Consider the following 22,869-nt stretch of genomic DNA (forward strand, 5'->3'; position numbering starts at 1 on the left):
GAGACCTAGGCGGTCTTGACGATCCGGCCGGTGGCTGTCGCGCTGATCACACCGACATTGCGGGACTCTTCGCTCACCGAGAACGTCGCGGCCTGCGGGATGCGCGAGGCTTCACCGCCCTTGAGCGTGCCGTACGAGGCGTGCACGAAGTACTGGCCGTCGCCGAGGGGCAGCGAGTCGAGCTCGAACCGGAACACGGTCGAACCGTTGGCGGTGACGGGCTCGCTGTCGAGACGTTCCGAGTTGGTACCGAAGATCACCTGTCCGATGGCCGTCTCAATACCCATGCCCACGACCCACTGGTCGGTGGGCGACGGCAGCGCGATCTCGACCTCGACGGCGAGACCCTCGCCCGAGGCGATCATGTCGATCTCCCTGTCGTCGACGAGCGACTTGATCGCGACGTGCGAGATCGAGACGTTCGTCTGCTCCACGCCGTTCTCATCGAGGTCGACGCCGGCGTCGCGGATGCGGATCTCTTCGAAATCCTTGCGCAGCTCGCGGATCGCGGGCCCTGGCTTGCCGTCGAACACGATGGTGCCCGACTCGAGCACGATGGCGCGGTCGCAGAACTCGGCCACCTGGTCGAGCGAGTGCGTGACGAGGACGATGGTTTTGCCTTGGCGCTGCAGGTCGCGGATGCGGTCCATGCACTTGCGCTGGAACGGCTCGTCGCCGACCGCCAAGACCTCGTCGACGATGAGGATGTCGGGATCGACGTGCACCGCGACGGCGAATGCGAGACGCACGTACATGCCGGACGAGTAGAACTTCACCTGGGTGTCGATGAACTGCCCGATGCCGGAAAACTCGAGAATCTCGGCGAAGTTGTCGTCGGTCTCCTTGGTGGTGAAACCGAGGATGGCGGAGTTCAGGTAGACGTTCTCGCGGCCGGTGAGGTCGGGATGGAACCCGGCGCCGAGCTCGAGCAGGGCGGCGACGCGGCCACGGTGCTGCACGGTGCCGCTCGAGGGCTGGATGATCCCGCCGATGGTCTTGAGCAGCGTGCTCTTGCCCGAACCGTTCGGCCCGATCAGGCCGATCGTCGACCCCTTTTCGATGTCGATCGAGACCTTGTTCAGGGCGAGGAAGTCGTCTTTGTGCAGGTTCGAGCGTCCGAAGTTGACGATGCGTTCCTTGAGAGATTTCTCCTTGCGGATGACGAATCGCTTGGAAACGTCGGTGACGCGGATAGCGACATCAGACTCATTCAACGCAGTGGATCTCCGGAATCTCCATGAATACGCCGACCGAATGGACACTGGCGTCCCCCTAGAATAGTCTGCAATCGAATGGCACTTGGCACCTTTGCCGATGCGAACGGCAATGGCACCACCCGAAGGGTTTCCAGCACCAGATGACACTTCACAGCCCGGAGGCGGAATCACCGCTCGTAACGGCAGGTCCCCCTCGCGGTCTGATGGCCGGCACCGCTTACTCGGTGTCCGCGATCTGGAGTCACCGCCAGTTGCTCGGCCTGTTAGTTCGCCGTGAGATCAAATCGCGCTACAAAGACAGCTCGCTCGGATTGCTCTGGAGCCTGCTTCGCCCCATCACCCAGTTCCTCATCTACTACCTGGCCGTGGGCAAGATCCTCGGCGCCGACCGCCAGATTCCCGAGTACGCGATCTTCGTCTTCTCCGGTCTCACCATCTGGGCACTGTTCTCCGAGATCCTCTCGAGCTCGACCACCTCGATCATCGCCAACTCGGGACTGATCAAGAAGGTCTACCTACCCCGCGAGATCTTCCCGCTGTCGAGCGTCGGCTCTGCCCTGTTCAACTTCGGTGTCCAGTTCGCGATCCTGCTGCTCGCCACGATCGTGGTCGGCCGCCCTCCGCTGCACGGCGACCTGATCTACCTGCCGCTGTCGATCCTGGTCGTGCTGTTGTTCAGCTTCGCGGTCGGACTCCTGCTCTCGTCGATCACCGTCTACCTGCGCGACTTCCAGCACCTCATCGAGGTCTTCCTGCTCGTGCTGTTCTGGGCGTCGCCGATCGTCTACTCCTACGCTCTCGTGCACGACGCCCTCAAGGGCAACTGGCTCGAGCAGATCTACCTGTGGAACCCGATCACGCTCGTGGTCATGGGCTTCCAGAAGGCGATGTGGGTGTCGGGCGAGGGTCAGATCTGGCCGGAAGACCTCACGATCCGCCTCATCGTGATCGGCGTGCTCAGCATCGCGCTGCTCTGGGTCTCGCAGCGTGTCTTCGCCCGCCTCGAGGGCAACTTCGCCCAAGAGCTGTAGACCTCCAGAACGAACGAAACCGCGCGGCGCCCTGTGGTGCCGCGCGGTTTCTCTGTGTCAGCGACGTCAGTCGACGAGCGTCAGCGACGTCAGTCGACGAAGTAGTCCCAGAGGTCGCTCGCGTAGTCGTCCCACGGACGCACGCGATAGGCGGATGCCTCGGAGCGCAGTCGCTCGTAGAGGGGCGTGTCGGCGATCATCGAGCGCATACCGCGCAGCAGGTCGTCGTCGTCCCGCGGGTCGACGACGATGGTCCCTCCGGCGAGGCCGATCTGGTTCATGCTGCCGTACCGCGACGTGACGACCGGGGTGCCGGAGGCGAGGGACTCCGCGACGGGAAGCCCGAAGCCCTCGTTGATCGACGGGAAGATCGTGAACCGCGAAAGCCGGTAGGCCGCCCAGAGCAGGCGGTCGGGTAGCGCCGACACCGTCGCGACGTTGCGGCCGGCCTTTTTCAAGCCCGCCAGGGTGTCTGTGAAGCCGAAACTGTTCCACGAGTTGCCGCCGACGAAGACGAGTTGGAACGCCAGCCCCTCGCGCCAAGCCAGCTCCGCGGCCTGCAGCACGGCGAGGTGGTTCTTGCGCGGTTCGTGACTGCCGACGACGAGCACGAGCGGGTCGTCGGCGAGCCCGACGAGGTCGGCGAATTCGCGGGCGTCGGCGTCGGTGGAGGAACCTGCTTCGGCGGCGAGCAGTACGCTCGCGACATCCGGCCCCTTCACTCCCGAACCCGACAGCATGCGGCGCCATCCTGAGTATTCTTCGGCCGCGGCGTCGGAGATGGCGCCGACACGGTCCATGCGCGATACCGCCACGAGGTTGCGTGCGAAGGCGCCCGGCATGCCCTCCCCGACGGTCTCGGCGGTGGTGAGCGGCACGCAGTCGAAGCCGATCACGCCGCTCGTGACCGCTCCGTATTCGGCGAGGGCGGCGACGCGCTCGGTTCGCCATGGCTCGGCGGCGAGCTCGGGCAGCAGGTAGGTGCCGCCGACGGGTACGACGATGACCGCGTCGGCGACGGCCGTCGGGCCGTGTACGGGAGCGGCGGCGTGCAGAGCGGTGGCCTGCTCGTCGGGAAGCAGGCGACGCATGGACCGGCCGTCGGCGGTCCACGTGACGAGCACGATGTCGTGGTCGGCGTGCCAGCGCTTCACGGTCTCCCGGGCGACCCGCTGGATGCCGGTGGCCAGATCGGTCTCGGCCGTGTGCCGCACGTCGACGATAACGGCCGAGCGGAGCAGGTCGACGCGCGAATGACGTCGTCGTGCGGATGCCGCGTCGGTGGCGAGCTGGGCGACGAGAACGGCGGCGCCGCGACCGGTGAGCACGCGGTGGGCGCTGCGCACCTCGGCGTCGGTGGGCAGGCCCCGCTCTAGCACGCTTAGAGTGAGCCAGACGGCGTGAAGCGAGGGGTCGGCGTCGAGGGCGGCGACAAGCCCGTCCGTCGCGGCGTCGGGATGGGCGAGCTCGCTCGCGGCCCAGGGTTCGAGGGCGGTGGCGATGGCGGTCTGTTGGACGGTCACTGGGTCTTCTCCCACTTGTTCACGGAGGTCCACAGGTGGTCGGCGTAGTCGTCCCACGTGCGCATGGTGCGACCGCGGGCCTCGACGCGCAGCTCGTCGAGCCGCGCATCGTCGGTGAGCAGCACGCGCATGGCGTCGGAGATCTGCTGGTCGTCGCGCGGGTCGACGAGGAGGCACCCGCCGCCGACGGCGATCTCGGCCATGCTGCCGTAGCCGGTGGCGACGACGGGGGTACCCGCGGCGAGCGATTCGCCGATCGGCAGACCGTAGCCCTCGTTCAGCGAGACGAACACCGAGAAGCGCGCGTCGCGGTAGGCGGCCTCGAGGATCGCGTCGCTCGCGGTGCGCTCCACGGTCACCCGACGGCCGTCGGCCTGCAGGCGTTCGACCTCGATGTCGAAGGGGATGGTTAGGGGCATGGCCGCGCCGCCGATGAATCGCAGCTCGAACTCGAGGCCCTGCTTCCACAGCAGCTCGCTCGCCGCGAGCACGGCCAGCTGGTTCTTGCGCGGCTCCTGGGTGCCGACGCAGAGTACGACGGGGAGGCCGGAAGGCCCGACGGCGGCGGCCTGCTGCTTGGTGGACGCGAGCGCGACGGGAAGGGGGACGCTCTCGACGAGCGGCCCGGGGAGGCCCTGAGCGTGTAGCGCCCCGGCAAACCCGGCGAACTCCTCGGCCGTCGAACCGCTGATAGCAGCGACGAGGTCGGCGTGTTTCACGACCGACAGGTAGCGCACAAATCGGTCGACCTCGGAAGCGACCACGTGGTCGGCGCCCGTCACGGGGATCGAGTCGTAGCCGATCAGTGCCACACGGTTGTTCGAGAACTCGGCGAGACAGGCGAGCCGGTCCCAGACGCGGTGCGGGGAGACCTCGGGCAGAACAAGAACGCTGTTCCACGGCACGATGAGGTCGGTGGCCACCTCGTCGGCTTCGACGGAATGCTCGAGCCGGCGTGCGCTGGTCCAGTTGACGACGCGGTCCGTTTCATCCGCGATCAACGAGCGCATGATGCGGCCGCTGGCCGTCCACGCGACGAGAGTCAGCTCGTGCTCGTCGTTCCAGCGCCCGAGAGTCTCGCGGGTGACCCGCTGGATGCCCGTGTTATGGCCGTGGCGGGCGCAGAAATCGACATCGGCGAGGACCGTGCCGTCGACGATCGTGATCGACTCGGCGAACCGCTCGTTGCCGGCCGCCATTCCGGCGCAGCCCTCCAGAAGGGCGTGGTGTTCGGAACCGACCGTGGAGAGTTCGAGGAGGCGGCGCACGCGCAAGTACTGCTCGCGGTTGGGCATGACGCCGGCGACGCTGGTCTGCAGAAGCCAGAGTGCGGCGGGGTCACCCGAAGCGCGCACGGCCGACGCGAGCGCGGCGAGCAGGCGGTGGGCCGGCAGATCGGTTGCGACGAAGCCGGGGCCGAGGATGTGCGGGGTTGCGGAGACGAGCCGTCGGCGGAGGGCCTTCGCGGCCGCGTCGACGGCGGGCGAGCTAGCCACGCTTGCGCGCCTGGCGGATCTGCGCGAGTCGCACGCGCACGACGTTCACGGCCTCGCGCGGTCCGGAGCGGCGGGCCTGGCCGTAGACGATGCGCACCGCGCGCAGCGGCCGGGTGATGCGCCACGACAGCGTGCCCTTGAGTTCTTCGACGGTGGACGCGCCGGCGACGCTCGACGTCACGGCCTCCAGCCAGTAGTCGAGAGAGCGGGCCTCGGCTTCGTCGAGGCGGAGCAGGAGCTCTTCCCGAGTCGCCTCGGCGACCGGAGTGTCAGGTGACGACGAGGGTCGCTTTTCGGTCTCAGGCATTGGTCAATCGTACCGGAACCGTCCCGGAGGCCTCGCGGCAGCCCGGCCTACCTGTCGAGCAGCTCGTCGGCACTCTCGGCGATGCGGTCGGTGAGGATTTCTTCACCGGGCGTGCCTCGGAAGTCGTAGATCTCGTAGCCCGCGCAGTCGATCACCTGTGCGGGTTCACCGAGGACGCCCACCGCCTCGCGCGGAAGTTGGCCGCTCTCGTCTGTGACGACGTAGGAAAACTCCTTGTCGTCGTAGGCGCCGAGGTTGTTCATCCAGTCGTAGACGGTCAGCTCGCCGTCGGCCTGCAGGATGTCGCCTTTCGCGGTGCTGTAAAGGTCGAGCTGTCGCACCGTCCAGAACGAGCCGACACCGTTGACGTCGGAATCGCCGACGAAGTCATCGAAGCAGTCGGCTGTGGTGTAGTCCGCGCCGCTCGCGGAACGCACGACGGCCGGCACGTTGATAACGCCGACGACGACGATCAGGACCGACGCGGCCGCGGCGACACCGAGGCTGAACCGGCTCAGGTTGCGGCGTAGCTCGGCGTTCTCGACCTCGACGAGCAGCCGTCGCAGAACGTACACCCCGACGAAGACCACGGTGAGCAGCGGGAAGATGTAGAGCGGCGTGAGGTAGCGGGTCGTGATCGCGCCGGTGATCAGGTGTCCCGCGATCAAGGAGACCGACGATACCGAGACGAAGGTGACGATGAAGAACTCGACGGTCGAGATACTCCGCGCCGCCTTGGCGTCGAACCGGCTGTAGATGGCGAACGCCATGATCGAGAAGGTGAGGAGCATCACGCCGCTGATGATGATGAGCTTCAGGGAGCCTTGGGCCGACCCGCTCATCTCCAGCAGGCTGTCGTAGAGGACACGGAGCGCGACACGAACCTGGTCGGGCTGCACGTAGGAGGCGAGGTCGGAGGCGAAGAAGTCGCGGAACACCTCGCGCAGAACGAAGGCGATCGCCGTTCCGGCGATGGCAGGGATCATCAGGATGGAAGCGTTGCGCCATGAGAGTCGCCTGGCCCAGATCAGGGCGAGAAGGCCCACGAGGAAGGGCGCAATCACCTGGGCGACGTAGAGCGGGTCGGAAAAGACGACGAGGGTCGTGAGCACCGTGACGACGACCAAGTAGACGCGCACGCGCCGACGCTCCCAGACGGGGACGACGAACGACCTGGTGACCCACAGCGTGAGGGAGATAACCACAAGCCCCGTGATGATGACGCCGTAGTAGTAGGTCGTCATCAGATAGGTGGTCGCAGTGCCGCTGCGGTTCACCGAGGCGGTCGGCTCGAGCAGCACGAAGACGAGGTAGAGCACGGTGGCGCCGAGCGCGATCGTGATCTCGACGAAGCGGTGCCGGGAGTGGTGCGCGAGCTGATGGGCGATGACACGCAGCACGGCGTAGAGGGCGACGAGGTTGAGAACCGCGTTCACGTACAGAGCCACGCGGGGCGAGTCGGTGAACAGGGTGCTGAGGAAGAAGAACAGCCCCTCGGGAAAGAGGAAGTTCTGCGACGAGAACACCCAGTGCAGCGCCTCGCCGCGGAGAATCGAATCTTCGACGAGCGGCAATACGAGCGAGTCGCCGTTGTAGAGGAACGTACCCTCCCACTCCGACTGAGCGAGCTTTCCGATCGCGATCAGGCCGCCGAACACGACGACCACGAACGGCCAGAGTTCGAACGCCACTACGGCGAGACGCCGACGCACCGTCGTCGCCTTTGATCGAGCGATTGGGGACTTAGCGGCCACGACGCAGCTTGATCTGCGGAACGAGGACGAAGTTGGCGAGCAGCGTGTTGCGCGGGATCTTCGAGGTGCCGTGGGTGCGGTCGAGGAACACGATCGGCAGCTCGGCCAGCGATGTCGCGGTCAACAGCGCGCGGTACTTGAGCACGAGCAGGAAACCGTAGCCGGTGGCGGTGATCGACTGCACGTCGATGCGCTTGAGCAGCGCGGCGGAGTACATGTTGAATCCACCCGTGTAGTCCGAGACACGGCGGCTGAGCACCATCCGCGCGTAGAAGTTCCCACCGCGACTGAGGAAGCGGCGGTTCCAGGTCCAGTCGGGGGTTCCGCCGCCGGGGATGTAGCGCGAGGCGACGACGAAGTCGACTCCCGCCTTGGCCTGGTGGATGAACCCGGTGATGTAGCGCGGGTCGTGCGACAGGTCGGCGTCCATCTGCAGGAAGTAGTCGAAGCCCTCGTCTTGCAGCTGGGAGAATCCGTAGATGTACGCCGCGCCGAGGCCGTTCTTCGTGGGCTTGTTGATGACGCGCACCGTGAGATTGTCGGACTTCCAGCCTGGCGCGAGGCTCTCCACGAGGGCCGCGGTTCCATCGGGAGATGAGTCGTCGATCACCACTACAGTGATGTCGGTATCCGAGTTCACGACACTAACTTCCGCGATTGCGTCAATTAGGTTTTGAACGTTCGTGACCTCATTGTAGGTAGGGATGACGACAGCGAGTCGTAACATATCGGAAGAAACCTCGGAGACGTGAGAAAACTACTTGCGAAACAACAAGTCCGTTTTCTGATCGCGGGGTGCTTCAACACCGCGTTGGACTTCTTGATCTTGAACGTGTTGACCTTAGCATTGGGCTTACCCGTGCTCGTGGCGAACACGATCTCTGTGCTCTTCGGAATCAGCATCTCCTACGCGCTCAACCACTTCTTCGTCTTCCGCTATCCCTACCGGATCAGCTGGCGCAAGTTCCTCGAGTTCTTCCTCATAACCGGCATCAGCTCGCTCGGCATTCAGACCCTCATCATCTGGCTCTTCGAACTGCTCTTCGCCACGAGCTTCGGCAACTCGCTTCTGCTGGTGCCCGACGCCGAGGGGCGCCACTTCATCGCGATCAACGTGGCGAAATTCACCGCCGTGCTCGTCGGTCTGGTCTGGAATTTCACCATGTACCGCTTCGTCGTTTTCCGCGTTCCCTCGGCCAAGGCAGAGCCCGCAGACCCTGTGGAATAGCCATTCCCACCGTCAGTGACGTTAGAATCATCGCTGGCGACCGACACCGACCGTGTGCTCGCGCACCCTCCACCGGATAACCGCACAACACCAAGGACTCAGATGCCCCGCGCTCTTATTACAGGAATCACCGGCCAAGACGGCCTCTACCTCGCTGAGCTTCTGCTCGGCAAGGGATACGAGGTCTACGGTCTGGTTCGAGGCCAGAACAACCCCAAGATCGCCCTCGTGCAGTCGACGGTCCCCGAGGTCAAGATCCTCACCGGCGACCTCACCGACATCTCGAGCTTGATCCGCGCCTTCTCGGTCGCGCAGCCCGACGAGGTCTACAACCTCGGCGCCATCTCATTCGTGGCTTACTCGTGGGAGAACGCGAGCCTCACCTCCGACGTCACGGGCAAGGGCGTGCTGAACATCCTCGAGGCCACCCGCCTCTACGCCGGCAAAGACATCGACAAGGTCAAGTTCTACCAGGCCTCCTCCTCGGAGATGTACGGCAAGGTGCAGCAGGTCCCGCAAAGCGAGAGCACGCTGCTCTGGCCGCGCTCGCCCTACGGCGTCGCGAAGGTCTTCGGTCACTACATGACGATCAACTACCGCGAGTCCTACGGAATGCACGCCTCGAGCGGCATCCTCTTCAACCACGAGTCCCCGCGCCGCGGACCGGAGTTCGTCACCCGCAAGGTCAGCCAGGCGGTCGCCCGCATCTCGCTCGGCCTGCAGGACGACATCACGCTGGGAAACCTCGACGCCAAGCGCGACTGGGGCTTCGCCGGCGACTACGTCGACGCCATGTGGCGCATGCTGCAGCAGCCCGAGGGTGACGACTACGTCGTCGCCACCGGAGAGACTCACTCGATCGAGACCCTGCTCGACGTGGCCTTCAAGGCCGTCGGCATCGACGACTGGGCACCGCTGGTCAAGCAGAACCCCGCCTTCATGCGTCCGGCCGAGGTCGACCTGCTCATCGGTGACCCGTCGAAGGCGAAGGACGTCCTCGGTTGGGAGCCGACGGTCAAGTTCGAGCAGCTCGTCACGATGATGGTCGAGAACGACATCGCCGAGCAGAAGGCACAACTGCGCTAAGCAGACCGATGTCCTCAGCACTGATTACCGGTATCACCGGCCAAGACGGTTCCTATCTCGCGGAGCAGTTGCACTCCCGCGGCATCGACGTGCACGCCCTGGTGCGAGCGGAATCCAGTGCTCAGGAGCAGTCCGTCGCAGAGTGGGTCACCCTCCACGAGGGTGACCTGCTCAGCCCCGAAAGCCTGCGACGAGCCGTCGTCGACTCCGCGCCCGACTACGTGTTCAACCTGGCCGGCATCAGTTCGGTCGCCCAGTCGTGGAAAGAGCCGGAACTCACCTCGCGCGTGACCGGCCTCGCGGTCGGCTCGATGCTCGAGGCTGCTTGGACCCTGCAGGAGAGCTCGGGAAAGCCGGTGCGGTTCGTGCAGGCGTCGAGTTCCGAGATCTTCGGGGCCGCCGTCGAGGTTCCGCAGAACGAGTCGACTCCGATTCATCCGGTCTCCCCCTACGGCGCGGCCAAGGCCTACGCGCACCACCTGGTCGGCGTCTACCGCTCGCGTGGCCTGTTCGCGGCCACCGGGATCCTCTACAACCACGAGTCTCCGCGTCGCCCCGAGGCGTTCGTGACCCGCAAGATCACCGCGGGAGTCGCCCAGATCGCCGCCGGCACGTCGAGCGAATTGCTCCTCGGCAACCTCGACGCACAGCGGGACTGGGGCTGGGCCCCCGACTACGTGGACGCCCTCGTGCGCATCGTCGAGGCGGATGTCGCGGACGATTTCGTCATCGCCACGGGCGAATCGCACACCGTGCGCGAATTCGTGGGCGCCGCGTTCACCGCCGCCGGGATCACCGACTGGCAGCACCTCGTCGCGGTGGACGAGCGTTTCAACCGGCCCGTCGATGCTCCACTCATGCGCGGCGACAGCACGAAGATCCGCGAGACCCTCGGCTGGAAGCCGACCAAGCGTTTCGACGAGATCGTGAGCGCCATGGTCAACCACGACCTCGAGCTGCTCTCCTCCTGACCGTGGCATCCTCCCGAGCCGCGCGCGCCGCGGCGTCCGTCGAAGCGCGCCCCGCCGGGGTGTTGGTCGATGCGACCGCGATTCCCGCCGACCGCGGCGGAGTCGGCCGCTACCTCGACGAGCTCGTCGCCCAGCTCGACGGTCCGTTCGTGATCGCCTGCCAGGCGCGCGACGCGGTGCATTATCGGGAGCTCGCACCGTCGGCCACGGTGCTTCCGCAGCATCCGCGCATCCAATCCGTCGCCCGACGCCTGCTCTGGGAGCAGCTGTCGCTTCCCCGCCTCGCCCGCAGGTCCGGCGTATCCGTGATCTTCTCCCCGCACTACACGCTGCCCGTGCTGAGCCGGAAAAAGCGCGTCGTCACCTTCCACGATGCGACCTTCTTCAGCGATCCGGGGGTGCACACCCCGACCAAGGGCCGTTTCTTCCGGGCCTGGATCAGGCTGTCATCGCGGCTCGCCGACGCCGTCGTCGTGCCGAGCATCGCCACGGCGAGCGAGCTCGCGCGGTACATCCCCCGCGACGTCCCGCGATTCGACGTCGCGTACCACGGTGTCGACCGCGCCCGCTTCCACGAGCCGACACGGGCGGAGGTCGAGGTCGCAGCGACCACCCTCGGGCTCGACGGCGCGCCCTGGATCGCATTCCTCGGAACGGTCGAGCCACGCAAGAACGTGCCGTCGCTCGTCGCCGCGTACCGCGAGCTCGTCGCGGACTGGCAGTCGGACTGGGGGCCCGTTCCCGCTCTCGCCATCGCCGGCGGTCGCGGTTGGGAGACCGGCCTCGACGCGGAGGTCGCACGCACCGCGCCGCCCGCGAGTGTTCATGTGCTCGGGTTCATCGACCTCGAGATCATGCGCGGATTCCTCGGTGGGGCGACCGTCGTGAGCTACCCGAGCCTCGGCGAAGGCTTCGGCCTGCCGGTGCTCGAGGCGATGGCGTGCGGAGCCCCTGTGCTCACGACGCGGCGTCTCGCGCTTCCCGAGGTGGGCGGCGACGCCGTGGCATACTCGGAGCCGGACTCCTCCTCGATTTCCGACGGTCTGCGCGCCCTGGTGTCAGACCCCGTGCTGCGTGAGCGGCTGGCAACACGGGGAATCGAGCGCTCGAAGCGGTTCTCCTGGCGCGAGAGCGCGAAAACTCACCAGGCCGTGTTCGCACGCGTGACCAACGGAAAGGTCTGACCATCCCATGAGGGTTACATCGGCAATCGCCGCCTTCGCGCCGTGGCGCAAGGTCCTGCGTGAACTCGTCTGGGCGACGGCCACCGGAATCGTGAGCCTCATCGCCGGCGCCGTCACCCTCGGCATCAACGTGACGACCCTCGGCATGCGCTGGCAGACGAATATCGCCGACGACCAGACCCAGCACTACCTCGTCGCCAAGGCGATCACGGACGTGCCGCTGCTCGGGCCCAACGACCGCATGGGTTTCCCGACCTACCAGAACCTGTTCTTCGCGCCGAATTACGATCCCGCCTCCGCCGTTTTTATGATGTTCGAGAGCCTGTTCACCGACAACGGTGTACTGATCCTCAACGTCTACCACCTGCTCGGCTTCTTCACGGTGGCCTTCGCCGGGTACTTCCTGTTCAAGGCGCTGCGGGTGCGCCGGTTCATCGCCGTCTTCTTCGCGCTCGTTTTCGCGCTCGCGCCCTTCCATTTCCAGCGCATCGGCTTCGGGCACGGCTTCGTGGCGAACTACTGGGCTGTCGCGCTCGTCGGCATCCTGATCCTCATGTCGGCCAGCCCGAAGACCAACCCGTTCGAGGGTTGGGTGCAGAGCGGTGAATCGCGGGCGATGCGCGCCTGGAGACGCTGGCTGCCGATCGTGACGATCACCCTGCTGGTCTCGCTCTCGCTGTCGTACTACTTCGTCTTCGCCGCCCTCATCCTCACCCCGCTGCTCGCCGTACGCGCCGTGATCGTGCTCGCCGAACGTGAGAGGCTGCGCACGCTGCTCTGGCCGTTCGTCACCCTCGCGAGCCTGCTGCTCTTCGTCGGCGTGCAGCTCGCGATCCTCTCGCTCGACTTCGGCGACCGCTACGCGCAGTACTTCGGCGAACGCTCGGCATTCGAATCGGAGATCCACGCGGGCAAGATCACGACGCTGATCCTGCCCTGGATCGGCTCGGGGTTCACCGCCCTCGGCAATATCACCCGCGTGTACATCGGCGGATCGGACGTCTCGATCTTCGCCGAGCCACCCGGGTCCCCCATCGTCGCGGCCGGCGGCATGATCCTCATCGTGATCTTCGTGCTGGTGCGCCTCGTGCACACCCGCACCGGTGAATCCCCCACCGCCCTTGGCAGGTTCATCAAGGACGACCGCGCCAACGTTTTCGCCGCCGCATTCTTCTGGGGCTTGCTGTTCTTCACCGTCTCCGGACTCGGGGCGATCTTCTCGTTCGTGGTGAGTCCAGAAATCCGCGCCTGGGTGCGCATGTCGATCGTGCTCGTGATGCTCGCGCTCGGCTTCTTCGCCGTATTCATCGATCAGGTCCTCAAGCCCCTGAAGATCGCCATCCCCGTCATCGCTTTCCTCGCGGTCATCGCCGTCGTCGACCAGCTCGTCGGTGTGCGCACCGCTATCGACCTGCAGCCCACCGACGATGCGAGCCTGCGATCCTTCGTCTCCGATGCCGAACAACTGCTCGACGACAACTGCGGCGTCGTGCAGCTCCCGCTGCACGCCTACCCGGCGTCCGGACCGGTCGGGGGCATGTCCGACTACAACCAATCGCTGCCGTACACCCTCGCGACCGACAACTCGCTGCGCTGGAGCTACGGCGCCATCGTCGGCTCGATCGCGGGTGACTACTGGGAGAACGTCACCACCCCCGCCCAGTTCGCGGCAAAGGTCGCCGACTCAGGTGCCTGCGCCGTCGAGGTCGACCTCGCGGCCTACCCCGACGACCAGTCGGCCTGGCGCGACCTCGTGGCGACGGTGGCGGATCCGGATGACCCGGCGATCGTTTCGGCAGACGACGACCACCGGTACCTCTTGTTCACGGTGGACGCCAGATGACCGCGCCGCACCGCGCCGCGGTCTCCCTCGTCACCGTGTCGTACTACTCGGGTGACTACCTGCCCGGCTTCTTCGCGTCGGTGACGGGCGCGAGTGCCGCACCCGTGGCATCCGTTCTCGTCAACAACGCGGGCGACGACCCTGCCCTTCCCGCGATCGCCGCCACCCTCCCCGGCGTCACCGTGGTGGATCCGGGCGACAACCTCGGTTACGGCAAGGCGATGAACCTCGGGGTCACGCGCACGGCCGACTCGGAGTGGCTGCTGCTCAGCAACCCCGACCTCACGCTTTCCCCCGGCGCGATCGACGAGCTCGTGCGCGTCGGCGGGTCAGACCCGCGCATCGGGGCCGTCGGCCCGCTCATCCACACGCCGTCCGGCGAGGTGTACCCGTCTGCGCGCCGGCTGCCGTCGCTACGGCACGGCATCGGGCACGCGATCTTCGGCCAGGTCTGGAAGAGCAACCCTTGGACGCGTTCCTACCTCGCCGACCGCGAGAACCCGCCGCGCGAGCGAGACGCCGGATGGCTCTCCGGCGCGTGCCTGCTGGTGCGACGCGAGGCCTTCGAACAGGTGGGCGGCTTCGACGACAAATTCTTCATGTACTTCGAAGACGTCGACCTCTGTGCCCGTATCGGTCGCGCGGGCTGGCGCATCGTCTACGCCCCGTCGGCCGAGCTGATGCACGTCGGCGGACACTCCACCGACCGCGTCAACCGGGCCATGATCCGGGTGCACCACGAGAGCGCATACAAGTACCTCGCGGCACGCTACACCGGCTGGTACTTGGGGCCGTTGCGCCTCGCGCTGCGCGTCGGCCTGCGCCTGCGCGCCTCGATTACCCGCCGCTGAGGCGCGCCGATCCGGCGAAAGTGGTGGCGATTCGGTCGATCGCGGCTACTCTGAACAAACACGGGGCTCATTTCGTTCCTTTTCGGGCCCCCTCTACTCGTCGTGGTTCGGGCCGCGGCACCGCAAGCGGGGGTTTGCCATGCGAAAGAAATTGACCACGATCCTGAGCGGGATCGCGATGGCCGCGCTCCTCGGTGGGGTTCTCGCCGGCGCCTCGGTGCCAGCCGCGACACAGGCGGCGACGCCCGATGCCCGCAACTTCGACCCGGGCCGCATCATCGATGACGGCGTCTTCTACAACCCGGGCACGATGGGTCCGGCCGATATCCAGGCCTTCATCGACTCCAAGGAAAACTGCGCGCCGACGGCCGGAAACCCCGGATGCCTCGAGAGCTACCGCTCCGACACCCCGTACAAGCCGGCGAACGCCAACTGCAGCGAGTTCGCGGCGGGCAGCAACGAGCTCGCTTCCGACATCATCTTCCGGGCGGCGCAGGCCTGTGGCGTCAACCCGCAGGTGATCCTCGCGACGCTCGAAAAAGAGCAGGGTCTCGTCACCTCGGGCAACCCGAACGCGGGCAAGTACCGCATCGCGATGGGCTACGGCTGCCCCGACACCGCCGCGTGCGACACGGCGTACTACGGCTTCGGCAACCAGGTCATCTCCGCCGCGCGCCAGTTCAAGCGGTACGTCGCTCCCGGCAACACCTTCCGCTACAAGGCCGGCCAGGTCAACGTGATCCAGTGGCACCCCAACGCCGCCTGCGGCGCGAGCGAGGTTTACATCGCCAACAACGCGACCGCCGCGCTCTACAACTACACGCCGTACCGTCCGAACCAGGCCGCGCTCAACAACCTCGGCGGACTGGGTGACGCCTGCTCCTCCTACGGCAACCGCAACTTCTGGAAGTTCTTCACCGACTGGTTCGGTTCGACCACCGTGCCGAAGGCCGCCTCGGCGTTCGTCAAGTCGCTCTACAACGACGTGCTCGGCCGCGAGGCGGGTGCCGTCGAGGTGCACGGCTGGGGCATGCTCGTCACCAACGGGCGCGCACCGGTCGACGTTGCCGCCGGGTTCGTCGACAGCGACGAGTACCGCCTGATCCGAATCAACTCGGCCTACCAGACCATCCTCGGCCGTGCGGCCGAAGACGGCGGCGCGGCCGGCTGGCTCGTGAACATGAAGAACGGTCTGCTCACCACCGACGACGTCGACAAGGTGTTCCTCGCAACCGGCGAGTACCTCACCAACACGGGCGGCACGAACGAGTCGTTCGTCGCCGCGCTCTACCAGCGCCTGATCGGCCGCGCGGCCGCGCCGGAAGAGGTGTCCGGCTGGGCGGCCATCGCCGCCGCACAGGGCCGCCATCAGGTCGTCAACTCGATCTGGAGCTCGGTCGAGACCGCCCAGTCGCGTGTCTCGCTCATGTACGCCGCCTATCTCGGCCGCGCACCCGAGCCGGCCGGCGTCGCCGGCTGGGCACAGGTCGCCATCGAACGCGGCGACGCCGGCGTGCGCTGGGCCATTATCGGCAGCTCCGAGTACTGGTCGCGTGCTTCGGCCCGCTTCCCGAACGGCTAGCGAGAACGAAAGAAGGGGCGGTCGACTTCGGTCGGCCGCCCCTCTTTCTCGTGCTGGGTCTAGTCGCCCACCACGAAGTAGTCCCAGAGCTCCGCGGCGTAGTCGTCCCAACCCCGCGTCGGGTGGTTCAGCGCCTCGAGCCGCAGCTGCCCGAGCAGCACGTCGTTCTCGATGAGCGAGCGCATGCCGTCGGCCACGCTGTCGTCGTCGTAGGGATTCACGAGCACCGCGCCGCCGGCGAGTTCTGCGATCTCGCGCATGCTGCCGTGCTGCGACGTGACCACCGGGGTTCCGGCCGAGAGCGACTCACCGACGGGGAGTCCGAACCCCTCGTTCACCGACGGGAAAACGGTGAAGCGGGCCAGGCGGTAGGCGGCCCAGAGCAAAGGATCGGCGATTCCCGAAATCGAGAGCACCGTGCGGTTGTCGGAGTGCATGCGGGTGATCTGCGCGGTGAAGGCGCGGCTGTTCCACGAGTTACCGCCAACGAAGACGAGCTGGAACCGGTGCCCCTCGAGCCACAGCGTTTCCGCTGCGGAAAGCACCGCCATGTGGTTCTTGCGCGGTTCGTGGCTGCCGACGACGAGCACGAGCGGGTCGCTCTCGTTGTAGCCGATCATCGACTTGAACTTGGCGAGGGCCTCGTCCGTCGCGTCCTCGGCCTCGGAAGGCAGGAAGACGGTCTCGATCTGCGGCCCGGCGATGCCGGTGGGTGCGAGCATCCTGCGCCATCCGCCGTACTCGATGCCGGCCGCGCGCGAGATCGATGCCACACGGTCCATGTGGGCGACGGCGCCGAGGTTCCAGGCGAAGTGCGACGCCATGCCGTCGGCCACGGTCTCGACGCTCGTGAGCGGCACGCAGTCGAAGCCGATCACGCCGGACCGCGACCGCGAAAAGCGAGCGAGAGCGGCGATGCGCTCGGTGCGCCACGGCTCGGCGGCGAGTTCCGGCAGCAGGAAGTGTCCCTGCCAGGGCACGACGATCGGCATGCGGCCTACGTGCTTGTCCTTCGTCGTGGCGTGGGTGCCGTAGAGCGCGCGGGCGTGCTCGCTCGCGGTAAGGCGCCGGAGCGAGCGGCGGTCGTCACGCCAAGTGACGAACACCACGTCGTGGTCGGTGTTCCAGCGGCGCACGGTCTCGCGCGCGACCCGCTGGATCCCGGTGGCCAGCTCGGTCTCGGCGGTGTGCATGATGTCGATGATCACCGCGTTGCGAAGCACCTCGACGGCCGGGGGCTGGCGCAGCGCGCCGAACCGGCCGGGTGCCGTCATGCTCGACTCGATGACCGAGCGCGCACCGTTCAACTGCATCGTGCGGTGGGCGGTCTGCACCTCGCGCTCGGTCGGCAGGTGCCCGCTGAGCGCGGCGAGCACGAGCCAGGTGGTCTCCTCGCTCGGGTCGCGTTCGACGGCCGCGACCGCTTCGACGATGGTCGCCGTCGGGGTCTGCGACCCGTCGAGGGCGGAGACGAGGGCGCCGTAGCGCCGTGACAGCCAGTCGCCGCTCACAGGGTCTTCTCCAGAATTTCGGATGTCGCGGCGAGCCACAGCTCGTCGGCATAGTCTTCCCACGTGCGGGGTTCCCGAGCGGCCAGTTGTGCCAGCAGGGTCTCGATGAGGGCGTCGTCGTCGAGCATCCGACGAAGCCCGGCGAGAACGGCCTCGTCGTCGCGCGGGTCGACCGTGTAGCAGCCTCCGTCGCGGGCGATCTCCTCGATACTGCCGTAATTGCTGGTGAGCACGGGTGTCCCGTAGGCGAGCGACTCCCCGACCGGCAGGCCGAAGCCCTCGTGCAACGAGATGAACGCCGAGAACCGGGCGCGGGCATAGGCGGCCTGCAGCAGCTCGTCGGTGGCGTGACGGTGCACTGTCACGGTACGACCGGCAGCCTTCAGACGGTCGACGAGGTTGTCGAAGTCGCGCGCCAGCTCTGCGTCGGCTCCGCCGATGAACATGAGCTCGAAAGCATAGCCCTCACGCCATAGCTGCTCGGCGGCGTAGAGCAACGAGACCTGGTTCTTGCGTGGCTCCTGCGTGCCGACGCTGAGCACGAGCGGCAGAGCCGACGTGTCGTCGTGGGCAGCGAAGTCCGCGCCCACCGTGTCGATGGGCAGCGGTATGGCCGAGATCTGCGGCCCGACGAGTCCCTGCGCGGCGAGCGCGTTGGCGAACCCGGCGAACTCCTCACCGGCCGAGCGGCTGATCGAGAGCACCCGGTCCATGTGCTTGACCGCCCACAGGTACTTCGCGAACCGGTTGGCCTCTGAGTACGGCACGTCCTGCGCGCTCACGATCGGGATCGTGTCGTAGCCCACGGCGGTGACCCGGTTGCCCGAGAACTGCGCGAGGGTGGCAAGGCGGGAACAGATGTGCTCGCGCGCCACCTCGGGGAGGATGACGTCGGTGTTCCACGGCACGACGAGCACGGACCCGTCGTCGTAGCTGTCGGGCGACGCTTGTGCGCGCTTCGAGCTCGTCCACTCGAGAACACGCGCCTCTTCGTCGCCGCGCAGTTCGCGCATGGCCGAACCGCGGTTGGTCCATGCCACGAGCTCGAAGTTCTTGGTCTCGTCGGCGGCCCACCGGGCGAGCGTCTCGCGCACGACGCGCTGGATGCCGCTGTTGTGACCGTGGCGTGCGCAGAAGTCCACGTCGACGACGGGGCGGTCGGAGACGATGCGGATGGCACTGCCACCGAAGCCGTCGGCACTCGCGGGCCGAACGGCACTCGTCAGCAGGACGGCCATCGCCTCGTCGCGTCTCGACGCCCGAAGGCTGCGGCGCAGCCGGTGCACGTCGGAAGCCTCGGGGAAGGAGCCGGTCATCACCACGAGGGCGAGCCAGAGACGGTCGCCGGTGGGATTCGCCCAGAGCGACCGGCCGATCTCGGAGGCTAGAGCGCCGACCGACAGAGTCGCCACATCGTTATGACCGAGGATGTGCGGGGCACCCTGGCGCAGTCGGGCGAGCAGAGGTTCGGCGGCCTCAGCCACGTCGTCTCGCTGCGATTCGATTCTTCAGGTAGCCGCCGGACATGCGCGCGGCACGGACGAGACCGACCCGCCTGACCTTGAGGCGCACACTCTGCACGGCACGCAGGGGCTTGGTCACGCGCCAGGAGACGCTGTTGCGCAGCGAGACGATGATCGTCGACTCGGCGTATTCCGACTGCACGGCGGAAAGCCAGTGCTCTGCTTCGCGGTCTCGCAGCACGGCCAGTTCGGCGCTGAGCTCCTCGACCCGGGCGCGAAGCTCGTCGCGTTCGGCGGCTATCGCCTCGATATCTTCATTCTGCTGCGGCACGACGGTTCCCAAAAATGCATCTGTGAGTTCGGGCGCGAAGGCACCCGGCATCAATCTTAACCGCCAAGCCTGCGAGGCCTATAAACGTTTACGACGCCGAGCTAAGCGCGGTCGAGAATTCGCGCGAGATAACGCCCGTAGCCGCTCTTCAGCAGGGGCTGCGCGAGCGCCCTGAGCTGCTCGTCGGAGATCCACCCCGCGCGCCAGGCGATCTCCTCGATGCATCCGATCTTGAAATCCTGTCGGTCCTCGATGACGCGCACGTACTCGCTCGCCTGCATCATCGACTCGAACGTTCCCGTGTCGAGCCAGGCGGTGCCGCGGTCGAGCACCTGCACGCGCAGTGTGTCGCGCTGCAGGTAGTGGTCGTTGACCGCCGTGATCTCGAGTTCGCCGCGCGCGCTCGGGGTGATGCCCTTCGCGATTTCCACCACGCTGTTGTCGTAGAAATAGAGGCCGGGCACGGCGAAGTTGCTCTTCGGGTGCTCCGGCTTTTCCTCGATCGACACGGCCTTGAAGTCGGCGTCGAACTCCACGACACCGTAGGCGCGCGGTTCGCTCACGTGGTAGGCGAAGATCAAGGCCCCCTCTATGCCCGCGTGCTGTCGCAAGGCCGTGCCGAGACCGGCGCCGTGGAAGATGTTGTCGCCGAGCACGAGGGCCACGCTTTCGTCGCCGATGAACTCCTCACCGATGATGAACGCTTGGGCGAGACCGTCGGGCGAGGCCTGGGTCGCGTACGTGATCGAGATGCCGAGCGCCGAGCCGTCACCGAGCAGGCGTTCGAACTGGGCCTGGTCGTCGGGCGTCGAGATCACGAGCACCTCGGAGATTCCCGCCATCATGAGCGTCGACAGGGGGTAGTAGATCATCGGCTTGTCGTAGATCGGCATCAGCTGCTTCGAGATGCCCTTGGTGATCGGGTAGAGCCGGGTGCCGGAGCCTCCCGCGAGGATGATGCCGCGCATGATCTAGACCATTCCGTCGAGTGCGGAGTACAGGCTCTGCGAGTCCGCCCAGGTCGGCAGCACGCCGTCGCGCAGGGCATCACTCAGTGTGGGGGCGTCGCGGTCTTTCGGCGAGACCTGCAGTTCGCCGAGGACGTCGGGAAACGCGAGGCCGATCTCGGGATCGAACACGCTGATTCCGAGTTCGCGCTGCGGGTTGAAGACCTCGGAAACGAGATAGCTCACCGTCGCGTTGTCGGTGAGCGACACGATCGCGTGGCCGAGGCCCTCGGAGAGGTAGACGGTGCGCCGGTCGTCATCGTCGATGATGACGGAGTCCCACTCGCCGAACGTGGGCGAACCGACCCGCAGATCGATGATGTAGTCGACGAAGCCGCCTCGGACCGCGGTGACGTACTTCGCCTGCCCGGGAGGGACGAGGGCGTAGTGGATGCCACGGGCGACACCCTTCGACGAGACCGACATGTTGCCCTGCCTGAGGGTCAGGGGGTGCCCCACCGTCTCCTGCAGAGCCTCGTGCCGGTAGAACTCGAAGAAGGCGCCGCGTTCGTCTCGGTGCTGCACGGGAGTGAACTCCCAAGCGCCGGAAATGGAAAGCTCACGAATCTTCACGTGCAGGAGTCTACAAGTGGCCGTGTCGCTAGAATTCGGAACATCCCTAGTCGAGAGAGTCTGTGACACGACATGAGAATTCTGGTAACCGGCGGCGCCGGTTTCATCGGCTCGAACTTCGTTCGACGAACCATCGAAGACGCCTACCCCGGGCTCGAGGGCGCCGAGGTGATCGTGCTCGACGCACTCACCTATTCGGGCAACCTCCAAAACCTCGCTCCCGTGGCCGACTCCCCCCGCTACACGTTCGTGCACGGCGACATCCGCGACGCCGACTTGCTGGATTCGATCTTCCCCTCGGTCGACGCCGTCGTGCACTTCGCCGCCGAAAGCCACGTCGACCGTTCCGTGCGCGACGCGTCGATCTTCGTCGAGACCAATGTGCTCGGCACACAACGACTGCTCGACGCCGCCCTGCGCTCGGGACTCAAGCGCTTCGTCCACGTGTCCACCGACGAGGTCTACGGCTCGATCGCCGAAGGGTCGTGGAACGAGGAGCGGCCATTGGAGCCGAACTCGCCCTATTCGGCCTCCAAAGCGGGCAGCGATCTGTTGGCGCGCAGCTACTTCCGTACGCACGGTCTCGACGTCTCCATCACCCGCTGCTCCAACAACTACGGGCCCTACCACTTTCCCGAGAAGGTCATCCCGCTCTTCGTAACGAACCTCATCGACGACCGGCACGTGCCGCTCTACGGCGCGGGCAACAACATCCGCGACTGGCTTCACGTCGACGACCACACCCGGGGCATCGCGATGGTGCTCGTCGGCGGCCGAGCCGGCGAGATCTACAACATCGGCGGCGGCACCGAGCTCACCAACAAGGACCTGACCCAGCTGTTGCTCGATTCGACCGGCAAAGACTGGACGTACGTCGACCGCGTCGCCGACCGTCTCGGACACGACCTGCGGTATAGCGTCGACATCTCGAAGATCCGCGACGAGCTCGGCTACGAACCGCTCGTGCCGTTCGAGAGAGGTCTCGCCGAGGTCGTGCAGTGGTACCGCGACAACCGTGAGTGGTGGCAACCGCTGAAAAGCCGCGCGGAGCTCGCGTGATGCGCTACCTGATCGTCGGCGGTCGTGGCATGCTCGGGTCCGACCTCGCTGTCGCGCTCTCCGGCCGCGACGTCACCGTCGTCGGCAGTGCCGACGTCGACGTGACCGACCGCGCCGCGGTTCTCGCCGCGACCGACGGGTTCGACGTCGTGCTTAACGCCGCCGCCTACACGAAGGTCGACGACGCCGAGACGCACGAGGCCGACGCCATGGCGGTGAACGCCGCGGGCGCCGAGAATCTCGCCATCGCGGCGCGCGAGGCCGGCGCTGTTCTCGTGCACGTCTCCACCGATTACGTGTTCGACGGCTCTGCCACCTCGCCGTATGCCGAGACCCAGCCACTCGCGCCGCTCGGCGCCTACGGTCGCTCGAAGGCCGAGGGAGAACGCCGCGTGCTCACCGCGCATCCCGACGGGTCGTACATCGTGCGCACGGCGTGGTTGTACGGCGAGCATGGACCGAACTTCGCGCGCACGATGCTGTCACTGGCCGCGTCGCGCCCCACCGTGAGCGTCGTGGACGACCAGCTCGGGCAGCCGACCTGGACCCTCGACCTAGCCCGGCAGATCGTCGCGCTTGTCGATGCGGCACCGTCGTTCGGCGTGTATCACGGTACGAACTCGGGCTCGGCGACGTGGTTCGATTTCGCTCGCGCAGTGTTCGAGGTGGCTGGCCTCGACCCCGAGCGTGTGCTGCCGACCACGAGCGCCGCCTTCGTCCGTCCCGCACCACGTCCCGCATACTCGGTGCTCGGCCACGACGCCTGGGCTGCGGCCGGCATCCCGGAGATGCGGTCGTGGCGTGCGGCAATTGAGCATTCATTCTTGGCGTTTCCGGGTGCTGTACCCTGAA

Annotated in this window: 21 protein-coding genes; 10 read left to right on the plus strand and 11 right to left on the minus strand. The window is 66.5% G+C overall.

Going from position 1 to position 22,869, the window contains the following annotated elements:
- Nucleotides 1-5: 5 nt before the first annotated feature.
- Nucleotides 6-1,214 (minus strand): ABC transporter ATP-binding protein, encoded by a 1,209-nt coding sequence (locus IEV96_RS08870; protein WP_188510264.1) that lies wholly within the window; start codon nt 1,212-1,214, stop codon nt 6-8.
- A 206-nt stretch (nt 1,215-1,420) separates the two neighbouring features.
- Here IEV96_RS08870 and IEV96_RS08875 point away from each other — a divergent pair, with 206 nt between their 5' ends.
- The gene (locus IEV96_RS08875) at nt 1,421-2,248 is read left to right on the plus strand and encodes an ABC transporter permease (protein ID WP_229733166.1); all 828 of its coding nucleotides are present in this window, start codon (nt 1,421-1,423) and stop codon (nt 2,246-2,248) included.
- Between the two features lie 89 nt (nt 2,249-2,337).
- Here the strand turns inward: IEV96_RS08875 and IEV96_RS08880 are convergent, their stop codons facing one another.
- From IEV96_RS08880 to IEV96_RS08900, 5 genes are read right to left on the minus strand one after another with little or no spacing between them, the layout of a single operon-like run.
- On the minus strand, nt 2,338-3,771 hold the full coding sequence (locus IEV96_RS08880) for a glycosyltransferase (RefSeq protein WP_188510266.1): 1,434 nt from the start codon (nt 3,769-3,771) through the stop codon (nt 2,338-2,340).
- Entirely contained in the window at nt 3,768-5,267 is a 1,500-nt protein-coding gene (locus IEV96_RS08885; protein WP_188510267.1) for a glycosyltransferase, read from the minus strand. The genes IEV96_RS08880 and IEV96_RS08885 overlap by 4 nt, the downstream gene beginning before the upstream one ends.
- Nucleotides 5,260-5,574: a hypothetical protein gene (locus IEV96_RS08890; RefSeq protein ID WP_188510268.1), complete on the minus strand. Its 315-nt coding sequence runs from the start codon at nt 5,572-5,574 to the stop codon at nt 5,260-5,262. The genes IEV96_RS08885 and IEV96_RS08890 overlap by 8 nt, the downstream gene beginning before the upstream one ends.
- Nucleotides 5,575-5,621: 47 nt before the next feature.
- Nucleotides 5,622-7,286 carry a hypothetical protein gene (locus IEV96_RS08895; RefSeq protein WP_188510269.1) on the minus strand — a complete coding sequence of 555 codons (1,665 nt, stop codon included), beginning with the start codon at nt 7,284-7,286 and terminating at the stop codon, nt 5,622-5,624.
- Nucleotides 7,287-7,317: 31 nt separating this feature from the next.
- On the minus strand, nt 7,318-8,055 hold the full coding sequence (locus tag IEV96_RS08900) for a polyprenol monophosphomannose synthase (protein ID WP_188510270.1): 738 nt from the start codon (nt 8,053-8,055) through the stop codon (nt 7,318-7,320).
- Between the two features lie 21 nt (nt 8,056-8,076).
- Here IEV96_RS08900 and IEV96_RS08905 point away from each other — a divergent pair, with 21 nt between their 5' ends.
- The 7 genes from IEV96_RS08905 to IEV96_RS08935 all read left to right on the plus strand — a co-directional run bounded on the left by IEV96_RS08905 (nt 8,077) and on the right by IEV96_RS08935 (nt 16,073).
- Complete coding sequence (locus IEV96_RS08905) at nt 8,077-8,556, plus strand: GtrA family protein (protein ID WP_188510271.1); 480 nt, start codon at nt 8,077-8,079, stop codon at nt 8,554-8,556.
- 102 nt (nt 8,557-8,658) lie between these two features.
- Nucleotides 8,659-9,642, plus strand: coding sequence for a GDP-mannose 4,6-dehydratase (locus tag IEV96_RS08910; RefSeq protein ID WP_188510272.1), 984 nt, complete (start codon nt 8,659-8,661; stop codon nt 9,640-9,642).
- Nucleotides 9,643-9,650: 8 nt separating this feature from the next.
- On the plus strand, nt 9,651-10,613 hold the full coding sequence (locus IEV96_RS08915) for a GDP-mannose 4,6-dehydratase (protein WP_188510273.1): 963 nt from the start codon (nt 9,651-9,653) through the stop codon (nt 10,611-10,613).
- Between the two features lie 2 nt (nt 10,614-10,615).
- A complete protein-coding gene (locus tag IEV96_RS08920) occupies nt 10,616-11,797 on the plus strand; it encodes a glycosyltransferase family 4 protein (RefSeq protein WP_229733170.1) in 1,182 nt (393 codons plus the stop codon).
- A gap of 7 nt (nt 11,798-11,804) precedes the next feature.
- On the plus strand, nt 11,805-13,640 hold the full coding sequence (locus IEV96_RS08925; protein ID WP_188510274.1) for a hypothetical protein: 1,836 nt from the start codon (nt 11,805-11,807) through the stop codon (nt 13,638-13,640).
- Nucleotides 13,637-14,491 (plus strand): glycosyltransferase family 2 protein, encoded by an 855-nt coding sequence (locus IEV96_RS08930; RefSeq protein ID WP_188510275.1) that lies wholly within the window; start codon nt 13,637-13,639, stop codon nt 14,489-14,491. Before IEV96_RS08925 ends, IEV96_RS08930 begins: the two co-directional genes overlap by 4 nt.
- A gap of 139 nt (nt 14,492-14,630) precedes the next feature.
- Nucleotides 14,631-16,073 carry a DUF4214 domain-containing protein gene (locus tag IEV96_RS08935; RefSeq protein ID WP_188510276.1) on the plus strand — a complete coding sequence of 481 codons (1,443 nt, stop codon included), beginning with the start codon at nt 14,631-14,633 and terminating at the stop codon, nt 16,071-16,073.
- Nucleotides 16,074-16,132: 59 nt separating this feature from the next.
- Here the strand turns inward: IEV96_RS08935 and IEV96_RS08940 are convergent, their stop codons facing one another.
- From IEV96_RS08940 to IEV96_RS08960, 5 genes are all read right to left on the minus strand, one after another.
- Entirely contained in the window at nt 16,133-17,584 is a 1,452-nt protein-coding gene (locus IEV96_RS08940) for a glycosyltransferase (RefSeq protein ID WP_188510277.1), read from the minus strand.
- Nucleotides 17,581-19,068 carry a glycosyltransferase gene (locus IEV96_RS08945; protein ID WP_188510278.1) on the minus strand — a complete coding sequence of 496 codons (1,488 nt, stop codon included), beginning with the start codon at nt 19,066-19,068 and terminating at the stop codon, nt 17,581-17,583. The genes IEV96_RS08940 and IEV96_RS08945 overlap by 4 nt, the downstream gene beginning before the upstream one ends.
- The gene (locus tag IEV96_RS08950; RefSeq protein ID WP_188510279.1) at nt 19,061-19,378 is read right to left on the minus strand and encodes a coiled-coil domain-containing protein; all 318 of its coding nucleotides are present in this window, start codon (nt 19,376-19,378) and stop codon (nt 19,061-19,063) included. Before IEV96_RS08950 ends, IEV96_RS08945 begins: the two co-directional genes overlap by 8 nt.
- Before the next feature lie 101 nt (nt 19,379-19,479).
- Nucleotides 19,480-20,346: a glucose-1-phosphate thymidylyltransferase RfbA gene (gene rfbA, locus IEV96_RS08955; RefSeq protein WP_188510280.1), complete on the minus strand. Its 867-nt coding sequence runs from the start codon at nt 20,344-20,346 to the stop codon at nt 19,480-19,482.
- Between the two features lie 3 nt (nt 20,347-20,349).
- Nucleotides 20,350-20,958 carry a dTDP-4-dehydrorhamnose 3,5-epimerase family protein gene (locus tag IEV96_RS08960; protein ID WP_188510281.1) on the minus strand — a complete coding sequence of 203 codons (609 nt, stop codon included), beginning with the start codon at nt 20,956-20,958 and terminating at the stop codon, nt 20,350-20,352.
- Between the two features lie 72 nt (nt 20,959-21,030).
- Here IEV96_RS08960 and rfbB point away from each other — a divergent pair, with 72 nt between their 5' ends.
- Both rfbB and rfbD read left to right on the plus strand, forming a co-directional pair.
- Nucleotides 21,031-22,017 (plus strand): dTDP-glucose 4,6-dehydratase, encoded by a 987-nt coding sequence (gene rfbB, locus IEV96_RS08965; RefSeq protein ID WP_188510282.1) that lies wholly within the window; start codon nt 21,031-21,033, stop codon nt 22,015-22,017.
- Nucleotides 22,017-22,868, plus strand: a complete 852-nt coding sequence (gene rfbD / locus IEV96_RS08970; RefSeq protein ID WP_188511189.1) for a dTDP-4-dehydrorhamnose reductase — start codon at nt 22,017-22,019, stop codon at nt 22,866-22,868. Before rfbB ends, rfbD begins: the two co-directional genes overlap by 1 nt.
- The last annotated feature ends 1 nt before the right edge of the window (nt 22,869 follow it).

This window comes from Conyzicola nivalis, assembly GCF_014639655.1.
Lineage (GTDB): Bacteria > Actinomycetota > Actinomycetes > Actinomycetales > Microbacteriaceae > Conyzicola > Conyzicola nivalis.

Bases quoted from the DNA above. Each gene is read 5' to 3' on its own strand.
- IEV96_RS08930 (WP_188510275.1), top strand. From the start codon at position 13,637: ATGACCGCGCCGCACCGCGCCGCGGTCTCCCTCGTCACCGTGTCGTAC.
- rfbA (WP_188510280.1), bottom strand. From the start codon at position 20,346: ATGCGCGGCATCATCCTCGCGGGAGGCTCCGGCACCCGGCTCTACCCG.
- IEV96_RS08875 (WP_229733166.1), top strand. From the start codon at position 1,421: ATGGCCGGCACCGCTTACTCGGTGTCCGCGATCTGGAGTCACCGCCAG.
- IEV96_RS08900 (WP_188510270.1), bottom strand. From the start codon at position 8,055: ATGTTACGACTCGCTGTCGTCATCCCTACCTACAATGAGGTCACGAAC.
- IEV96_RS08890 (WP_188510268.1), bottom strand. From the start codon at position 5,574: ATGCCTGAGACCGAAAAGCGACCCTCGTCGTCACCTGACACTCCGGTC.
- IEV96_RS08935 (WP_188510276.1), top strand. From the start codon at position 14,631: ATGCGAAAGAAATTGACCACGATCCTGAGCGGGATCGCGATGGCCGCG.
- IEV96_RS08925 (WP_188510274.1), top strand. From the start codon at position 11,805: ATGAGGGTTACATCGGCAATCGCCGCCTTCGCGCCGTGGCGCAAGGTC.
- IEV96_RS08910 (WP_188510272.1), top strand. From the start codon at position 8,659: ATGCCCCGCGCTCTTATTACAGGAATCACCGGCCAAGACGGCCTCTAC.
- rfbB (WP_188510282.1), top strand. From the start codon at position 21,031: ATGAGAATTCTGGTAACCGGCGGCGCCGGTTTCATCGGCTCGAACTTC.
- rfbD (WP_188511189.1), top strand. From the start codon at position 22,017: ATGCGCTACCTGATCGTCGGCGGTCGTGGCATGCTCGGGTCCGACCTC.
- IEV96_RS08915 (WP_188510273.1), top strand. From the start codon at position 9,651: ATGTCCTCAGCACTGATTACCGGTATCACCGGCCAAGACGGTTCCTAT.